Origin of the sequence: Novosphingobium rhizosphaerae, assembly GCF_050920675.1 — a bacterium.
Lineage (GTDB): Bacteria > Pseudomonadota > Alphaproteobacteria > Sphingomonadales > Sphingomonadaceae > Novosphingobium > Novosphingobium rhizosphaerae.
Genome location: NZ_CP137861.1, coordinates 1,594,492 through 1,609,602 on the forward strand (window position 1 = coordinate 1,594,492; position 15,111 = coordinate 1,609,602).

Genomic DNA, 15,111 nt, shown 5'->3' on the forward strand with positions numbered 1-15,111 from the left:
TTGCCCTTAAATTGCCGCCCATCCTGCCGGTCTTTGCCGTGCAGCCGGTCAATCCCTGGACTGGCGGCGATTGGGGTCTATCCCGAAAATCGGAGAAACATCATGGCGGTAATCAATACCAACGTCAGCGCCATCAAGGCAGCCAATGCTTCCAACACGGCAGGCAAGATGGCTGCGACTGCGATGGAGCGCCTTTCGACCGGCAAGCGAATCAACAGCGCCAAGGACGACGCTGCGGGCCTTGCCATTTCCACGACCATGACCGCACAGATCACTGGCATGACCCAGGGCGTGCGCAACGCCAACGACGGCATCTCGCTGGCGCAGACGGCCGAAGGCGCGCTGAGCGAAGTGACCAACATGCTCCAGCGCGTGCGCGAACTGGCGGTCCAGTCCAAGTCGGCGACCTACCAGGATTCGGACCGTGAAGCGATGCAATCGGAAGTGGGCAACCTCAACGCCCAGATTTCCGACGTGCTCAACAACACCAAGTTCAACGGCAACGCCGTGTTCAAGGTGAACTCGGGCGCCGATGTCGACACCACCGACGATGCCAACAACGCCACGTTCTCGATCCAGACCGGTGCGAACACCGGCGATACCGTGACGCTGGTGAGCAAGGGCTTTTCGGGCGACAACCTGTTCGTTGCCGATGCGACGTCGTACGACTCGACGGCTGACGTGGCCGACCAGGCGCTCAACGTGACCGACGCCTCGGCCGCTTCGACCACGATCACCAACGTGGACAAGGCCCTGGCCGAAGTGAACGCGACTCGCGCTACGCTCGGTGCCGGCCAGAACCGCCTCAGCTCGGCGGTGAACAACCTGAACGACAACATCACCAACCTGTCCGACGCGCGTTCGCGCATTCAGGACACCGACTACTCGGCCGAAACCACCCAGATGGCCAAGGCCCAGATCCTGGCCCAGGCTTCGACCGCGATGATCTCGCAGGCCAACCAGAACCAGCAGAACGTGCTGACGCTGCTGCGCTGATCGACTGCCAAGTTTTAGGTTCTCCACGTTGCCGGCGGTCCTGCAAGGGATCGCCGGCTCTTGTGTTTCCTGGGCGCTCGGCAGCGTGGATGGGGCTGGCGCAGGGCGCCGTCGTTCAGCGCGCGGGGTTCAGCAGGCCGTGGGCAAAGATCCGCGCGGCATGGGCGGCGTGGTGGCGAATCGTTGCCGGATCGGGCGGCGGCATCACGCCGATCGCCACGCGCATGTGCAGCTTGCCGCGCACCATGCCCAGGAACTGGTCGGCCGCAAGGCGCGGATCGGGCAGGGGCACCCCGCGCTGGCTGGCCATGCGCGCCAGGATCGCCGCCAGCGTCGTGCCGGCGCGCTCGGGCCCGCAGCGAAAGAACATTTCCGCCGCTTCGGGAAATTGCAGGCCGGCGGCATGCACCATGCGATAGACATCGAGCGAGCGCTGGCTGCACAGGCCGGTCAGGAACTGCGTGCCGAAATCGGCCAGCATCGCTTCCAGATCGTCCGAATCGCTTTGCGCCAGCGCTTCGAGCGCGCGCAGCACCACGCTGCACCCCCGCATCAGCACCGCTTCGAACAACTGCTCCTTGGACGGAAAGTATTTGTACAGCGTGGCTTTCGATCCGCCCAACTCGGCCGCGATGGCCGACATCGACGTGGCGCCAAAGCCGGTCTGGGTGAACACTTGCGTGGCCACGGTCAGGATGTTTTCCCGCCGCTCGTCGGGCGAGCACCGTTTTAGCCGGCAGTTTGACGCGCTAGTGACCATTCCGTACACATAGCTGTTGACAGGCGCAGTGCAAGAGCGCAGTTGGAAGTTAGTGACCGGTCCGTACACGGTCATCCTCTCCCGATTGCGTAAAGGCCCTGCATGACTGCCTTCCCCGCCGGTCTTTTTCGCCGCGCGTCTGTCCTGTCCCTTGCGGTGGCATCGGGCATGCTGACGGGCTGTGCCGCCACGCCCGATCTGGGCCGGACTCCGGCCATGCGCCAGGCCGCCGCCAGTGATCTTGGCGCCAGTGATCTTGCTGCCAGCGATCTTGTCGCCGCCAATCAGCCCGCAGGTGCCACCACCCCCGCCGATTGGCCGGCAAGCGACTGGTGGCAAAGCCTGGGCGATGCCCAACTTTCCGCGCTAATCGCCGAAGGTATGGCCAATGCGCCCAGCCTTGCCATTGCCGATGCCCGCCTGCGGGCGGCGCGCGGGCTGGCGCAGGCCAGCGGCGCTGCCTTGCTGCCGCAGGTTTCGGCAAGCGGCAGCGTGGCCGAAGCCAAGCAGAGCTACAACAACGGCATCCCCCCCGCCTTCGTGCCCAAGGGCTGGAACGATACCGGCAGCGCCTCGCTCAGCGTCAGCTACGAACTCGATTTCTTTGGCAAGAACCGCGCCGCCCTGCGGGCCGCCACGTCGGAAGCGCAGGCGGCCGGGTTCGAAGCCCAGGCCGCGCACCTGGCCATCGCCACCGGCGTGGCCGATGCCTATGCCACGCTGGCGCGCGCGGCCGCGGCGCGCGATGTGCGGGCGCAAGCGCTGCAACTGCGCGAGGATACCGCGCAATTGGTGCGCCAGCGCGTGCTCAACGGCCTGGATACCCGCGCCGAACAGCGCCAGGCCGAAGCGGCCATTCCCGTGGCCCGCGCCGATCTGGTGGCGGCCGACGAAGCAATCGCATTGGCCCGCCATGCCCTGGCCGTGCTGATCGGCGCGCCACCTTCGCGCGGCGATGCGATTGCCCTGCCGCAGCCGGCTGCCCTGACCGCGCAGGCGCTGCCGGCCAACCTGGCACTCGACCTGGTCGGGCGCAGGCCCGACGTGGCCGCCGCCCGCGCCCGGGCAGAGGCCGCAGCCGCGCGGGTGCGCGTGGCGCGCGCCGCGTTCTATCCCAATGTCAACCTGATGGGCTTCATCGGCGTGCAGGTGCTGGGCCTGGGCAACCTGACGGCGAGCGGTTCGGAGGCGGGCTCGGTGGGCCCGGCGATCAGCCTGCCGCTGTTTTCGGGCGGGCGCATCACCGGGAACTATCGCCAGGCGCGTGCCGGCTATGACGAAGCCGTGGCCAGCTACGACGATACGCTGCTCAAGGCGCTGCGCGACGTGGCCGACGCGGCCGCATCGCGCCGTTCGGTTGATGCGCAGCTGGCGCAACTGGGCGAAGCCGTGGCCGCGTCGCAAGATGCCTGGCGCATTGCCCGGCGGCGCTATGAAGCCGGCCTTTCCCCTTATCTGTCGGTGCTTTCCGCGCAGGATGCACTGCTCGCCAACCGGCGCTTGCAAGCCGATCTCCAGGCCCGGACGCTGGCCGCCCATGTCGCGCTGGTGCGTGCGCTGGGTGGCGGCTTTCGTGCCGGTTGACGCCGTGCCTGCTGCCCAGCCGCTTTCCTTCCTCATCTCCCTGATGCCGAGACACCCCGCCCATGGCTGATATCGACCCCAAGTTCACCGGTGCTGCCGACAGCGAAGCCGATGCCGATGCGGCGCGCAAGGCCAAGCGCAAGCGTGGCTTCCTGCTCTTTGCCGGCGCGCTGGCGCTGGTGGCGGCGGGCTTTGGCCTTTACGAATGGATCGCGGGCGGGCGCTATGTCGATACCGACAACGCCTATGTCGCGGCCGAAGTGGCGCAAGTGACGCCCCTGGTTTCGGGCCCGGTGCGGCGCGTGGCGGTGAACGACACGCAAGTGGTGCGCCGGGGCGATATCCTGGTGGAGCTTGATCCCACCGACGCCAAGATCGCCCTGGCGGCGGCCGAGGCCGACTATGCCGATGCGCTGCGCAAAGTGCGCCAGACGGTGGCCACCGGCACCGCGCTTTCGGCGCAAGTGGGCGAGCGGCAGGCCGATATCGCCCGCATGGCCGCGCAGGTCCAGGTGGCCACGGCCGATTTCCAGCGCGCCGAGATCGACTTGAAGCGCCGCCAGTCGCTGGTGTCTGACGGCGCGGTGTCCGGCGAGGAACTGACCACCGCCCGCAACGCCTATGCCGCCGCCCAGGGGCAGTTGGCCGCCGCGCGCGCCAGCCTGGCTTCGGCCCAGGCGGCACGCGGCACCGCCAATGGCCAGGAAGCGGCCAACGCCGCGTTGGTGAGCGGCACCACGCCCGAAACCAACCCGCAGGTGCTGGCCGCCAAGGCGCGGCTGGACAAGGCGCGGATCGACCTGGCCCGCACCGTGATCCGCGCGCCGGTGAGCGGCGTTGTCACGCAGCGCAATGTCCAGGTGGGGCAAAGCGTGGCCGTGGGGACAGTGCTGATGACGGTGGTGCCGATCGGCCAGGCGCACGTCGACGCCAATTTCAAGGAAAGCCAGCTTGCCCATGTGCGCCCCGGCCAGCCGGTGACGCTGACGTCTGACCTCTATGGCGACGATGTGGTCTATCATGGCCGCGTGGTGGGCTTTTCGGGCGGCACGGGTTCATCGCAGGCGGTGATCCCGGCGCAGAACGCCACAGGCAACTGGATCAAGGTGGTGCAGCGCCTGCCGGTGCGCGTGGCGCTTGATCCGCACGAGCTGGGCGCGCATCCGCTGCGCATCGGCCTGTCGATGACCGCCACGATCGATACGCGGCCGGAAAAGGACCAGACCGCACAGGGCGGCAACTGACATGGCCGGCGGACCGCCCATGGCCTTGGGCGCAGATGGGCCGCCGCCGCTGAAAGGCGCGCGGCTGGCGCTGGGGGGATTTGCCCTGGCGCTGTCCAACTTCGTCGTGGTGCTCGACATCACCATCGCCAATGTCTCGGTGCCGCACATTTCCGGCAGCCTTGCGGTTTCGCCCACCCAAGGCACCTGGGTGCTCACGTCCTACGCCGTGGCCGAGGCGATCTGCGTGCCGCTGACGGGGTGGCTGGCGCGCACCTTTGGTGCGGTGCGCGTGTTCCTGATGGCGCTGATGGGCTTTGGCATCTTTTCCATGCTGTGCGGCATTTCGGGCAGCCTGAGCGCGTTGATCGCGTTCCGCGTCTGCCAGGGGCTGTGCGGCGGGCCGATCATGCCGATGACGCAGACCCTGCTGATGCGCATCTTCCCGCGCGACAAGGGCGGGGCGGCGCTGGGCCTGTGGGCGATGACCACGGTGGTGGCGCCCATCGCCGGGCCGATCTGCGGCGGGATCATTTCCGACAACTGGTCGTGGCACTGGCTGTTCTTCATCAACATTCCGCTGGCGGTGTTCTGCCTGGTCGTGGCGTGGCGGCTGGTGCGCCGGTTCGAAACGCCCACGCAGAAATCCCCGATCGATTTCGTCGGCCTGGGGTTGATGGTGCTGTGGGTGGGCGCGCTGCAGATCATGCTCGACAAGGGCCGCGAGGAAGACTGGTTTTCCAGTGCTTTCATCGTCACCCTCGCCGTGGTCGCGGTGGTCGGCTTCATCGCCTTCCTGATCTGGGAGCTGACCGAGAAGCACCCGATCATCGACCTGTCGGTGTTCCGCAACCGCGGCTTTACCATCGCGGTGGTGACGCAGAGCGTGGCCTATGGCGCGTTCTTCACGTTCATCGTGCTGATCCCGATGTTCCTGCAGACCAACCTCAACTACACCGCCACCTGGGCCGGCCTGGCGATGGGCTGGGTGGGCGTGCTGGCGGTGGTGTTCTCGCCCATCGTGGCAAGGCTGGTGGGCAAGGTGGATACCCGCGCGCTGATCAGCTTCGGGGTGGCCTGGCTGGGCTTTGTTGCCGCGCTGCGCACGGTGTGGGTGACGGACATGGGCTATTGGACCATCGCCTTTCCGCAGATGATCCAGGGCATGGGCATGCCGTTCTTCTTCGTGGGCTCCACGGCGCTGGCCATGGCCTCGGTCAGGCCCGACCAGACCGCGTCGGGCGCGGGGATCCAGAATTTCATGCGCACGATGGCCGGCGCCTTTGCCACATCGATGTCCACCACGCTGTGGGAGCACCAGGCCAAGGTCAACCGCGCCGAACTGGTCGGCCTGGTCCATCCGCCCACGCACACCGGGCTGCCGGTGGCCCAGGCGCGCATGGCCTTGAGCCAACTGGTCCAGACCGAAGCGGTGACGCTGGCCACGCGCCAGGTGTTCCTGTTGTGCACGGTGATCTTCTTCGTGGCGGCAGGCATGATCTGGCTGGCGCCCAAGCCGGGTAAGCGCAAGGGGTAGGCAGCCTAGGATAGGCTCTGCGCAACGGCGGGTGATTCTGTTGGCGTGCGTAGAGGCGCAGAGACGGTTCAATTCTCTGCGCCTCTACGTGCATCAGAATTCGGCCAAGTCGTCTGCTTTGGGCTGGGCTGGCGGCATGGCCAATGTTGGCGGGAATCGCCCAAAGCCTGCCAATTTTCCTTTTCTGTCAGTGGTAGCCGTCACGTATCCATTGGAAGTGACCGACAAAATGCAGTCGTTCAACAACCTCCCGGCTCCGTTTAGCCGCATCGCGCAACGCAGCCTCATTCGCTGCCGTGCAATTGTCGCCGACGAGTGACAATCCTGACCAAGGCTGGTCAGATACGTTGCCACCATTGCGCGGCCACGGGCCGCAGACGACGGGCCATGCTTCTATAGCCGTGATGCGTCCTTCCGCGTCGAAGGCTGTCGCTTTCAGGGCTTCGTAGCAATAGTGGGCGTGCCGCGTTTCTGCCGAGGTTTCTTCCATGGGCGGTGCGCTGATTGGAATGCTCGGGGCTGTCTCGCTCAAGGTTTGTGCCGGCTCTTCCACCATCGGGCATTCAGTACTTTGCCTGAGCAATGGATCACCATCGACGATCATGTTCTCGCTCTCGGACCAAGCATAATCGGTACGCATGCGATGACGGCCCGCACCTTGTTCAACCCACAGCAGCGATAGGCTCTCGTTCCCCCGTTGATACGCCCAACGCGCGCAGCGTGGCCATAGCTCGGCCGGCTCGGCTTTGCTTATTCTGCAGTGCTGATCTTCGCTTAGCCAAATGCCCTCGCGAAGCCTTGGTCCTGTCCCCTGTCCTGTCGAACTGAACCACGGTTTTTCGGAAATGACCCGGTTTGAGCAGGCTGAAAGGATCAAGATTAGCACTAGAAAGATTGAATACCCTGGCCGCATGCAGTGAGAGTATCGAAATTGATGGATGGCGGCTACCTACCACTTCTTGACGTCGCAACCCTCCGCTAATCTCTCCACGCTGCCCGCTCAATCCAGCAGCAGGATTGACATGCGGCGGTTGCGCGGGTCGTTGGGGCTGTCGGGCACCAGCGGGTCGCGGTCGGCCACGCCTTCGATGCGTTGGAAGCGTTTTTCGCCCACGCCGTTGCGCATCAGGGCCAGGCGGGTGGCTTCGGCGCGGCCGGCGGAGAGTGACCAGTTGTTGGCTGGATCGCCGGGTTTCCATTGCAGCGCATCGGTGTGGCCGCGCACCGTCAGGTTGCCCGGATCGGGGGCGATGGCCTGGCCGATGGCGCGCACGAGTTCCAGGGCATCGGGGGTGAGGATCGTGGTGCCCAGCCGGAACATCGAGAAATTGGCATCGTCGAGCATGTCGATGCGGATGCCCTCCGGCGTCATCGTCATGTGCACCTGCTTGGCCAGCTGGCGCAGCTTTTCGTTGGCTTCCAGCTTTTCCTTGAGGCGCTGCTGCATCACGGCGGTGCGCTTGACTTTCGATCCGCCGTCCTTGGGGCCGCCGGTGGCATCGCGCGGGATGGTCATCGTGCGCGTGCCGGTCTGGCCGGCGCGGTGGGCATAGTTGTCGGCATCGGTCAGCGACGAGCCGCCGAGCAGGCCGTAAGACCCGGCGCTGCCCTTGCGCGTTTTCACCAGCGTGGGAGTGAAATAGTCGGCGATGCCCTTGCGCTGCTTTTCGGTGGTGGCGCCCAGCAGCCACATCAACAGGAAGAACGCCATCATTGCGGTCACGAAATCGGCATAGGCCACTTTCCAGGCGCCGCCATGGTGGCCGCCGGCCACCACGGTGATCTTCTTGACGATGATCGGCTTGGGCGCTTCCTTGCCCTTTGGCGGCTTGGCCATGGCAAACCCTCCTTAGCGGCCGCGCAGCGCGTCGAGCAGTTCCGAAAGGCCGGGACGAAAGGCATGGCCCAGGCCCGAGCGCGCGCTTTCCACCACCAGCGGCTGCGGCCAGCCATGCAGCGAGGAGACGATCACCTGCTTGACCGCCTGGTAGATCATCGCATCCTGATCGAGCACTTGCTTGAGCCGGCCGGCCAGCGGCGCCACGATACCATAGGCCAGCAGCACGCCCATGAACGTGCCGACCAGGGCCGAACCGATCATCGCGCCCAGCACCGTGGGCGGCTTGTCGATCGAACCCATGGTTTTCACCACGCCCAGCACGGCGGCCACGATGCCCAGCGCGGGCAGCGCGTCGGCCAGGCCCTGGAGCGCGTGCTGCGCTTCCTCTTCCTCGTGGAAATGGGTCTTCATCGCGTGGTCCATCACGTCTTCCACGGCGTGCACTTCCAGCGTGCCCGAAGACACCACGATGAGCGTGAGCGTATCGCAGATCAGCGAAACCAGCGCGCCATGGGCCAGGATGCGCGGATATTCGGCAAAGAGCGCCGAACTCTTGGGATCGGCGACGTGGCTTTCTAGCGCCACCGGGCCGTCGCTGCGCAGGATCTTCATCAGCTTGGCGCACAGCACGATGGCGTCCACATGGTCCTGCTTGTTGTGCTTGGGGCCCTTGAACACCTTGCCCAGGCCCGCGCCGATGCCTTTCAACTCGTGCAGCGAGTTGCCGGTGATGGTGGCGCCCAGGGCGGCGCCGCCGATGATCAGCATTTCATGGGGAATCGCCTCGGCCACCGGGCCGATTGCGCCCCCGGTGATGATGAACCCGCCAAACACCATGGCGAGCAGGACGACGATGCCGATACCAGCGTACATGAAGCGATAACCTTGTCGATAAACCGTGAGGGCCAAAGGCGCTGCTTGCGCCGTGCTGCATTGCAGAACGGCGCAAGCGCGCCGGCTTTCAGGACATCATGTTGAACAGCGACAGGCCGGATATCTTGGTGAAGCTGGCCTGGCTGGCCTGGAGCACGGTGGCCAGTTCCTGCAGCCGGGTATAGGCGGTGGGAATATCGGTGGCGCCCAGCGTGCTCTGGTCCTGGCTGCGCGCCTCGCTCATCGTGGTCTGCCGCTCGGTGTTGAGGTCGATCCACGACAGGCGCGCACCCACCACGGTCTGCCCGGTGGATACCGAGGTGATCGCATCGTCGAGCGTGGTAAGCGCGGTGCTTGCCGCGCTTTGCGCGCCACTGCCACCGGCGCTGATCGCGTCGGTGATGGCCTTGAGCGCGGCAAACACGTCGGTGCTGGTGGTGCCGGTGCTGAAATTGAGGAATTCCGGCCCGGTCAGGCTGCGCTTGACGCTTTGCCCATCGCCCAGTTCCAGGCTGCCCGCGCTGCCGCTGCCGACATAGCTGACCACCCCGGTGGTGGCGTCCACGCTATAGGCATCGCCAGAAGCATCGCCGCCGAACAGCGCATTGCCCGCGCTGTCGCGCGTGTTGGCCAGCGAAACCAGGTTGTTGCGCAGTTCAACCAGTTCGTTGCCGATGCTGGTGCGCTGGGCGTTGGACAGCGTGCCGGTGGCGGCCTGGTTGGCCAGCTGGCGTGCGCGCTGCAACGAGTTGATCATCTCGGTCATCGCCGAATCCGTGAGGTTCAGATCGGCCGTGGCGCGGTTTGCCGATCCGGCATCGACCTTGGAGATGGCGTCCTGGCGCTGCAGGTTGCGCAGGCGCGAGGCGGTCAGCGGATCGTCGGACGAAGCCGCCAGGCGGTTGCCGCTCGATATCTGGGTCTGCACCTGCTCCATCTGGGCACGCAGGCTGGTCAGGTCGAGCGAAGACCGCTCGTAAAAGGCGGAAGTCGTGGTCGAGACGCTGGTGGACATAATGGGCCTACTTGATTGCGAGGATGGTGTCGAACAGGTTGCTGGCAACCTGCATGACCCGGCCAGAGGCCTGGAACGCTTGCTGGAACCGGGTCAGGTTGATCGCTTCGGTATCGAGATCGACGCCGGCCTGGGCCGAAAGCGCGGTCTTGGCAGCATCGGAGATGGTCTTGAGCGCATCGCGCGTGGTGGTGCGCGCCTGGACCGTGGCCGAGGTCTGGTACAGCAGGTTGTCCATCGTGCCGGCCGGATCGGCGCTGGTCAGCGCGTTGCGCAAGGCGGTCAGGTTGGTGGTGTCGCGGCTGTTGGCCGCGGCGCCCGCGGCAGCGGTGGCGATGGCGCTGCCATCGGTGGTCGTCAGCGCCATATCTGCCGCGCCGGTGCCCGAAAGCAGGGCGGCGCCGGCACTGCCGTTCAGCGCGGCGCCATTGCCCTGCGCGGTGTTGACCGTGTCGATCACGGTCTGGGCCAGATCGTCGAGCTGGCTGTGCACATCGGCCACCCGCAGCAAGACCTGCTGCTGCCCCGCGAGCGAGCCGGCCGACAGCGTCACCGCGCCGGCTGCCACGGTGAAGCTGATCGTCCCGTCGCTGGCCGTGGTCATGGCCAGGGTCTGCGCGGTGTTGCCGGTCACCAGCGGCGCGCCCGAGGTGCCGCCCAGCGTCACCCCCACCGTGCCGTCGCTGGCAAAGCTGGTGGCGATATCGGCATAGCCCGATAGCTTCTGCAGCAGCATGTCGCGCTGGTCCATCAGCCCGGTGCGATCGCTGGTGGCATCGGCCATGCGCGATAGCCGGCCATTCACCTTGGCCAGTTCGGCCGACAGCGTGTTGACCTGGGTGACGCCATCGGCCGCGCCGGTCTGCTGGCCCGTAGCCACGGCATCGAGCTGGTTCGAGGCGATGTTGAAACTGTTGGTCATGGTCTGCGCCGCCGCGATCACCGAGGCGCGCAGCGGCGTATCGGTGGGACTTTGCGCCAACTGGGTCAGTGCGGTTTCAAAGCCGGTGATGGCCGAATAGATGCCCGGGTCCTCCAGCGCGGCCTGCACGTCTTCAAGGCCGGTGACTTCGGTATCGACCCGCGCGGTATCGGCGCTGGTGCGGCGCACTTCGGCCTGGCGAAAGGAATCGGCATTGCGCTGCACCCCGGTGACGCGCACGCCCGAAAGCGACACGTCGCGATTGTTGGCGACATAGCCGGGCGTCATCACCTCTTCGGTGGAAACGCTGCGCCGGACATAGCCCTCGGTGCCCGCGTTCGCGATGTTCTGGGCCGTCACGTCGAGCTGGATGCGCGCGGCGCGGGTGGCGCTGCGGGCGATGGACAGAAGATCGGATGCCATGGCGATCAGGCTCCCTTGCCAGTGCTGGTGCCACTATTGGCGCCGGGGCCCGTGGCAGCGGCGCTCTGGCCGGCTGCCTGCGCGAGCTGGCTTTCCAGCCGGGCAGCCAGGCCCAGGGTACCGGCTTGCGCGGCGATTTCGGCAAAGCGTTCATCGCGCATCTGGGTAAAGGTATCGTCCTGTTTCTTGCCGAACAGATCGTCTCCACCCAGGTCGGTATTGCGCGCAGTGCTGAGCATCTGGCGCAGGAACATGGCTTCGAACCCCTGTGCGGCCTTGCGCAGCGCGGCCCGGTCGATCGGCGCCGATGCGGCCGAAGTGCCCGATACGGCAGCGGAATTGAGCGATTGCGCAGTCATCAGATCACCACCATTTCGGCCTTGAGGGCGCCGGCTTGCTTGAGCGCTTCAAGGATCGCCACCAGGTCGGACGGCGAAACGCCCAATTTATTAAGGGCATTGACCAGCGAAGAGAGCGAGGCGCCGGGCTTGAACAGGGCCACGTGGTTGCCTTCCTCGGTCACGCTGATCTGGCTGTTGGGCACCACGGCGGTCTGCCCGTTGGAGAACGGGCCGGGTTGCGACACGCGCGGCTTCTCGTCGATCTTCACCACCAGCTTGCCGTGGCTGATCGCGGCGGGTGACAGGCGCACCGCGCTGTTGATCACCACCGTGCCGGTGCGGCTGTTGACGATCACCTTGGCGGCGGCTTCGGCCGGGTTCACTTCGATCGCCTCGATCGCGGCCATCGCGCTGGCGCGGGCATCGGCGCCGCTGGGCAGGCGCAGGGCCAGGGTTACCCCATCCTCCACGCTCGCGGTCTTGGGAAACTTGGTGTTGATCGCATCGCGCACGCGTGCAGCGTTGAGGAAATCGGCGTCGAACAGGTTCCAGCGCAGCACGTCGGCGCTATCGAACCCGGTATCGACTGCCCGTTCCACCGTGGCGCCTTCGGCGATGCGGCCGACGGTGGGCACGTTGACGGTCAGTTGCGAGCCATCCTTGGCCGTGATGCCCAGGCCGCCCACGGCCAGGTTGCCCTGGGCCATGGCATAGATCTGCCCGTCGGCACCATAAAGTGGGGCCAGCACCAGCGCGCCGCCGCGCAGCGACTTGGCCTTGCCGATGGTGGAAACCGTCACGTCGATGCGCTGGCCCGGCTTGGAAAAGGCCGGCAGATCGGCCGTGACCATCACCGCCGCGGCGTTCTTGAGCCCAGGCGCCACGCCGGCCGGCAATTGCACGCCCAGTCGCCCGGACACCCCGCGCATGGCCTGCGTCAGGTATTCCAGGTTGTCGTCCCCCGTGCCGGCCAGGCCCACGACGATGCCATAGCCGGTGAGCTGGTTCGAGCGCACGCCCTGGAATTCGCCCAGATCGCGCACGCGCTCGGCATGGGCGGCCTGGGCCAGCACCGGCAGGGTGGCCATGGCGGCCGCCAGCACCAGCAGCATCGGGCCGGGGCGAAGGATGCGGCGGCGCAACAGCGGACGCACGGCAAGGCCGGCGAGCGCGGCAGCCGCCAGATCGGCCGCAAAGGGAAATTCCATGATCATGATGAAGGCCTAGAACGGGCTGACAAGGTTGAAGAACTTGGTGAGCCAACCCTGGCGCGCGGCGCGGCTGACATCGCCGTTGCCGGCATAAGTGATGCGCGCATCGGCCACCTGGCCCGACTGGATGCGGTTTGTGGTGTCGATATCGGCCAGGCGCACGATCCCCGAAACCTGCACCCATTCCTGGCCCTGGCTCAACGTCAGCCGCTTTTCGCCTTTGACCAGCGCGGTGCCGTTGGGGCGCAATTGCGCGATCGTCACCGAAACCTCGCCGCCCAGCGTGCTGGTCTGCGAGGCATTGCCGGTGCCGGAAAAGGCGCTGGCGCCCGAATTGTTGATGCCGTTCTGCGACAGGATCGACAGCGGCCCCTTGTTGGGCGGGGTAAACGTGAACGAGGACGACTTGGCCGTCTTGCTGGCCGCCGATTTCGACGTGGTGAGCTGTTCGGCCAGCACGATGACCAAGCTGTCTCCCACGGCATGGGCACGCGCGCCTTCCACCAGGCCGGCATAGCCATTGGCCAGGTTGAGAATGCTGCCATCGGCAGGCTTGGGCGTGCCGGCGGCCGGCAAGGTCGGGTCAAAGCCCGCGCCCGGGCGATTGCGCGCCTTGGCCGGCTGGGCCGCCACCAGCATGGCGGCGGTGATCAGCGCCGGTACGGCCAGAACGGCCAGCAGTTTGAGGCCCAGACCGGGGCGGGGCGCCAGACCGGTGCGGGAAAGTCCGCGCAGCCGTTCGGTGCGCAGGGCCTTGTCGAACAGGGCGTCGAAAGGGGAATCCATACAGATCAGCGCTTTCCCGCCTTACAGCGTTTGGTTGGCGTTCTTGAGCATGTCGTCGATGGCCGAGATCATCTTGGAATTGATCTCGTAGGCGCGCTGGCACTCGATCATGTCGACCAGCTCTTCCACGACGTTGACGTTGGACGCTTCGAGATAGCCCTGTTGGATATGGCCGCGCCCGGCATCGCCCGCATTGCCCACCTGGGCCGCGCCGCTGGCGCCGGTTTCCACCAGGAAGTTGTCGCCAATGGCCTTGAGGCCCTGCGGATTGGCAAAGCTGGCAATGGTGATCTGGCCCAGCGTGGTCGCCTCGGTGGCGCCGGGCAGCGTGGCCGTCACGGTGCCGTCCTGCGCCACGGTGATGGCGCTGGCGCCTTCGGGCACGGTGACCGCCGGCTGCAGGGCATAGCCTTGCGAAGTGACGAGCGTGCCTTCCGATGACCGGCTGAAATTGCCCGCGCGGGTATAGGCCAACTGGCCACCGGGCAGCGTCACCTGGAAAAAGCCGTCGCCATCAAGCGCCAGGTCGAGCGCATTGCCCGTGCTTTGCAACTGGCCCTGGTTTTCCATCCGCGCGGTGCCCTGAAGCGAAACCCCGGTGCCCAGGTTGAGCCCCGTGGCATAGGCGGTTTCGTTGGACGATTGCTGCCCGGCCACGCGCGTGTCCTGATAGGCGAGCGTGGCGAAATTGGCGCGATCGCGCTTGAAGCCGGTGGTGCTGACGTTGGCCAGGTTGTTGGCGATCACGCGCATCCGCGTGTCCTGGGCTTCCAGGCCGGTGCGGGCGACGTGCAGGGCGGAACTGGGCATGGCAGGATCTCTCCGATTGGATTTTTCAGGTGTTCAGGCGCATCAGGCTCGCGGATTTCTCGTCCACCTCGCGCGCGGTGGAGGCCACTTTGGTGCGCATTTCGAACAGGCGCTGGGCTTCGACCATTTCCACGATCACCTGGGTGGGATCGACGTTGGATTGCTCCAGCGCGCCGGGGGTGAGGCGGGCTTCCTCGTCTTGCGGCAGGGTGCCCATGGTGTTGTTGGCGCCGGTCACGTGGAACAGCCCGTCCAGCCCCTTGCCCACCTGGCTGCCCGCCGTCGAAACCAGCTTGATGCGGGCAACGACCTGGGGCGGGGTGGAAGGGTTCTGCGGGTCGGCGGCCATCACGCTGCCATCGGGCGCGATGGTCACGATCGTGCCCGTGGGCACGGTGATCGGCCCCCCATCGCCGATCACCGGCCGCCCATCGCCGTTTTGCAGCACGCCATCGGCGGTGATCGTCAGATCGCCGCGCCGGGTATAGGCCTCGCTGCCGTCCTCGGCCTGCACCGCCAGCATGGTGTCGCCGCTGAGCGCCACGTCGAGCGGGTTGCTGGTGGCGATCGTGGCACCTTGCTTGCTGCTGGACCCCTGCACATAGCCTTGCGTCATCGCGCGCGCTTCGAGCGCTTGGCCCTTGAGCGTGATCGGCGTGGCGCTGAGCATTTCCTGGCGAAAGCCGATGGTCTGCGCGTTGGCCATGTTGCTGGCGATCACGCGCTGGCGCACCATCGACCCGGCCATGCCGGAATAGGCGGTGTAGATCAGCCGGTCCATGGCCGGTTA

General features: G+C 66.3%; 15 protein-coding genes. 4 read left to right on the plus strand and 11 right to left on the minus strand.

What is annotated here, in order from left to right:
* The first annotated feature begins 102 nt into the window (after positions 1-102).
* The gene (locus R9J51_RS07330) at positions 103-996 is read left to right on the plus strand and encodes a flagellin (protein WP_179506277.1); all 894 of its coding nucleotides are present in this window, start codon (positions 103-105) and stop codon (positions 994-996) included.
* Between the two features lie 115 nt (positions 997-1,111).
* Here the strand turns inward: R9J51_RS07330 and R9J51_RS07335 are convergent, their stop codons facing one another.
* Complete coding sequence (locus R9J51_RS07335) at positions 1,112-1,684, minus strand: TetR/AcrR family transcriptional regulator C-terminal domain-containing protein (RefSeq protein ID WP_168553909.1); 573 nt, start codon at positions 1,682-1,684, stop codon at positions 1,112-1,114.
* 174 nt (positions 1,685-1,858) lie between these two features.
* Between R9J51_RS07335 and R9J51_RS07340 the strand changes: the two genes are divergently transcribed.
* The 3 genes from R9J51_RS07340 to R9J51_RS07350 all read left to right on the plus strand — a co-directional run bounded on the left by R9J51_RS07340 (position 1,859) and on the right by R9J51_RS07350 (position 6,100).
* On the plus strand, positions 1,859-3,340 hold the full coding sequence (locus tag R9J51_RS07340; protein WP_179506279.1) for an efflux transporter outer membrane subunit: 1,482 nt from the start codon (positions 1,859-1,861) through the stop codon (positions 3,338-3,340).
* Between the two features lie 62 nt (positions 3,341-3,402).
* Positions 3,403-4,584: an HlyD family efflux transporter periplasmic adaptor subunit gene (locus tag R9J51_RS07345; protein WP_179506280.1), complete on the plus strand. Its 1,182-nt coding sequence runs from the start codon at positions 3,403-3,405 to the stop codon at positions 4,582-4,584.
* 1 nt (position 4,585) lies between these two features.
* Complete coding sequence (locus R9J51_RS07350; RefSeq protein WP_179506281.1) at positions 4,586-6,100, plus strand: DHA2 family efflux MFS transporter permease subunit; 1,515 nt, start codon at positions 4,586-4,588, stop codon at positions 6,098-6,100.
* Between the two features lie 187 nt (positions 6,101-6,287).
* On the opposite strand, the gene R9J51_RS07355 is transcribed toward R9J51_RS07350, so the two are convergent.
* The 10 genes from R9J51_RS07355 to R9J51_RS07400 form a co-directional block, all read right to left on the minus strand.
* Positions 6,288-6,740 (minus strand): hypothetical protein, encoded by a 453-nt coding sequence (locus R9J51_RS07355; RefSeq protein ID WP_179506282.1) that lies wholly within the window; start codon positions 6,738-6,740, stop codon positions 6,288-6,290.
* Positions 6,741-7,100: 360 nt separating this feature from the next.
* On the minus strand, positions 7,101-7,937 hold the full coding sequence (locus R9J51_RS07360) for a flagellar motor protein MotB (protein WP_168553912.1): 837 nt from the start codon (positions 7,935-7,937) through the stop codon (positions 7,101-7,103).
* Between the two features lie 12 nt (positions 7,938-7,949).
* Positions 7,950-8,813 (minus strand): flagellar motor stator protein MotA, encoded by an 864-nt coding sequence (gene motA, locus R9J51_RS07365; protein WP_168553913.1) that lies wholly within the window; start codon positions 8,811-8,813, stop codon positions 7,950-7,952.
* 88 nt (positions 8,814-8,901) lie between these two features.
* On the minus strand, positions 8,902-9,828 hold the full coding sequence (locus R9J51_RS07370) for a flagellin (RefSeq protein ID WP_169473377.1): 927 nt from the start codon (positions 9,826-9,828) through the stop codon (positions 8,902-8,904).
* A gap of 7 nt (positions 9,829-9,835) precedes the next feature.
* The gene (gene flgK, locus R9J51_RS07375) at positions 9,836-11,173 is read right to left on the minus strand and encodes a flagellar hook-associated protein FlgK (RefSeq protein ID WP_179506283.1); all 1,338 of its coding nucleotides are present in this window, start codon (positions 11,171-11,173) and stop codon (positions 9,836-9,838) included.
* A 5-nt stretch (positions 11,174-11,178) separates the two neighbouring features.
* Positions 11,179-11,532 carry a rod-binding protein gene (locus R9J51_RS07380; protein WP_169473381.1) on the minus strand — a complete coding sequence of 118 codons (354 nt, stop codon included), beginning with the start codon at positions 11,530-11,532 and terminating at the stop codon, positions 11,179-11,181.
* Complete coding sequence (locus R9J51_RS07385; RefSeq protein WP_179506704.1) at positions 11,532-12,626, minus strand: flagellar basal body P-ring protein FlgI; 1,095 nt, start codon at positions 12,624-12,626, stop codon at positions 11,532-11,534. The genes R9J51_RS07380 and R9J51_RS07385 overlap by 1 nt, the downstream gene beginning before the upstream one ends.
* A gap of 111 nt (positions 12,627-12,737) precedes the next feature.
* Positions 12,738-13,511, minus strand: a complete 774-nt coding sequence (locus R9J51_RS07390) for a flagellar basal body L-ring protein FlgH (protein ID WP_168553917.1) — start codon at positions 13,509-13,511, stop codon at positions 12,738-12,740.
* 21 nt (positions 13,512-13,532) lie between these two features.
* A complete protein-coding gene (gene flgG / locus R9J51_RS07395; RefSeq protein ID WP_168553918.1) occupies positions 13,533-14,321 on the minus strand; it encodes a flagellar basal-body rod protein FlgG in 789 nt (262 codons plus the stop codon).
* A 25-nt stretch (positions 14,322-14,346) separates the two neighbouring features.
* Entirely contained in the window at positions 14,347-15,102 is a 756-nt protein-coding gene (locus R9J51_RS07400) for a flagellar basal body rod protein FlgF (protein WP_169473383.1), read from the minus strand.
* Between the last annotated feature and the right edge of the window lie 9 nt (positions 15,103-15,111).

Coding starts and splice junctions, on each gene's coding strand:
- R9J51_RS07330 (WP_179506277.1), top strand. CDS start 103: ATGGCGGTAATCAATACCAACGTCAGCGCCATCAAGGCAGCCAATGCT.
- R9J51_RS07340 (WP_179506279.1), top strand. CDS start 1,859: ATGACTGCCTTCCCCGCCGGTCTTTTTCGCCGCGCGTCTGTCCTGTCC.
- R9J51_RS07345 (WP_179506280.1), top strand. CDS start 3,403: ATGGCTGATATCGACCCCAAGTTCACCGGTGCTGCCGACAGCGAAGCC.
- R9J51_RS07350 (WP_179506281.1), top strand. CDS start 4,586: ATGGCCGGCGGACCGCCCATGGCCTTGGGCGCAGATGGGCCGCCGCCG.
- R9J51_RS07355 (WP_179506282.1), bottom strand. CDS start 6,740: ATGCGTACCGATTATGCTTGGTCCGAGAGCGAGAACATGATCGTCGAT.
- R9J51_RS07360 (WP_168553912.1), bottom strand. CDS start 7,937: ATGGCCAAGCCGCCAAAGGGCAAGGAAGCGCCCAAGCCGATCATCGTC.
- motA (WP_168553913.1), bottom strand. CDS start 8,813: ATGTACGCTGGTATCGGCATCGTCGTCCTGCTCGCCATGGTGTTTGGC.
- R9J51_RS07370 (WP_169473377.1), bottom strand. CDS start 9,828: ATGTCCACCAGCGTCTCGACCACGACTTCCGCCTTTTACGAGCGGTCT.
- flgK (WP_179506283.1), bottom strand. CDS start 11,173: ATGGCATCCGATCTTCTGTCCATCGCCCGCAGCGCCACCCGCGCCGCG.
- R9J51_RS07380 (WP_169473381.1), bottom strand. CDS start 11,532: ATGACTGCGCAATCGCTCAATTCCGCTGCCGTATCGGGCACTTCGGCC.
- R9J51_RS07385 (WP_179506704.1), bottom strand. CDS start 12,626: ATGCTGCTGGTGCTGGCGGCCGCCATGGCCACCCTGCCGGTGCTGGCC.
- R9J51_RS07390 (WP_168553917.1), bottom strand. CDS start 13,511: ATGGATTCCCCTTTCGACGCCCTGTTCGACAAGGCCCTGCGCACCGAA.
- flgG (WP_168553918.1), bottom strand. CDS start 14,321: ATGCCCAGTTCCGCCCTGCACGTCGCCCGCACCGGCCTGGAAGCCCAG.
- R9J51_RS07400 (WP_169473383.1), bottom strand. CDS start 15,102: ATGGACCGGCTGATCTACACCGCCTATTCCGGCATGGCCGGGTCGATG.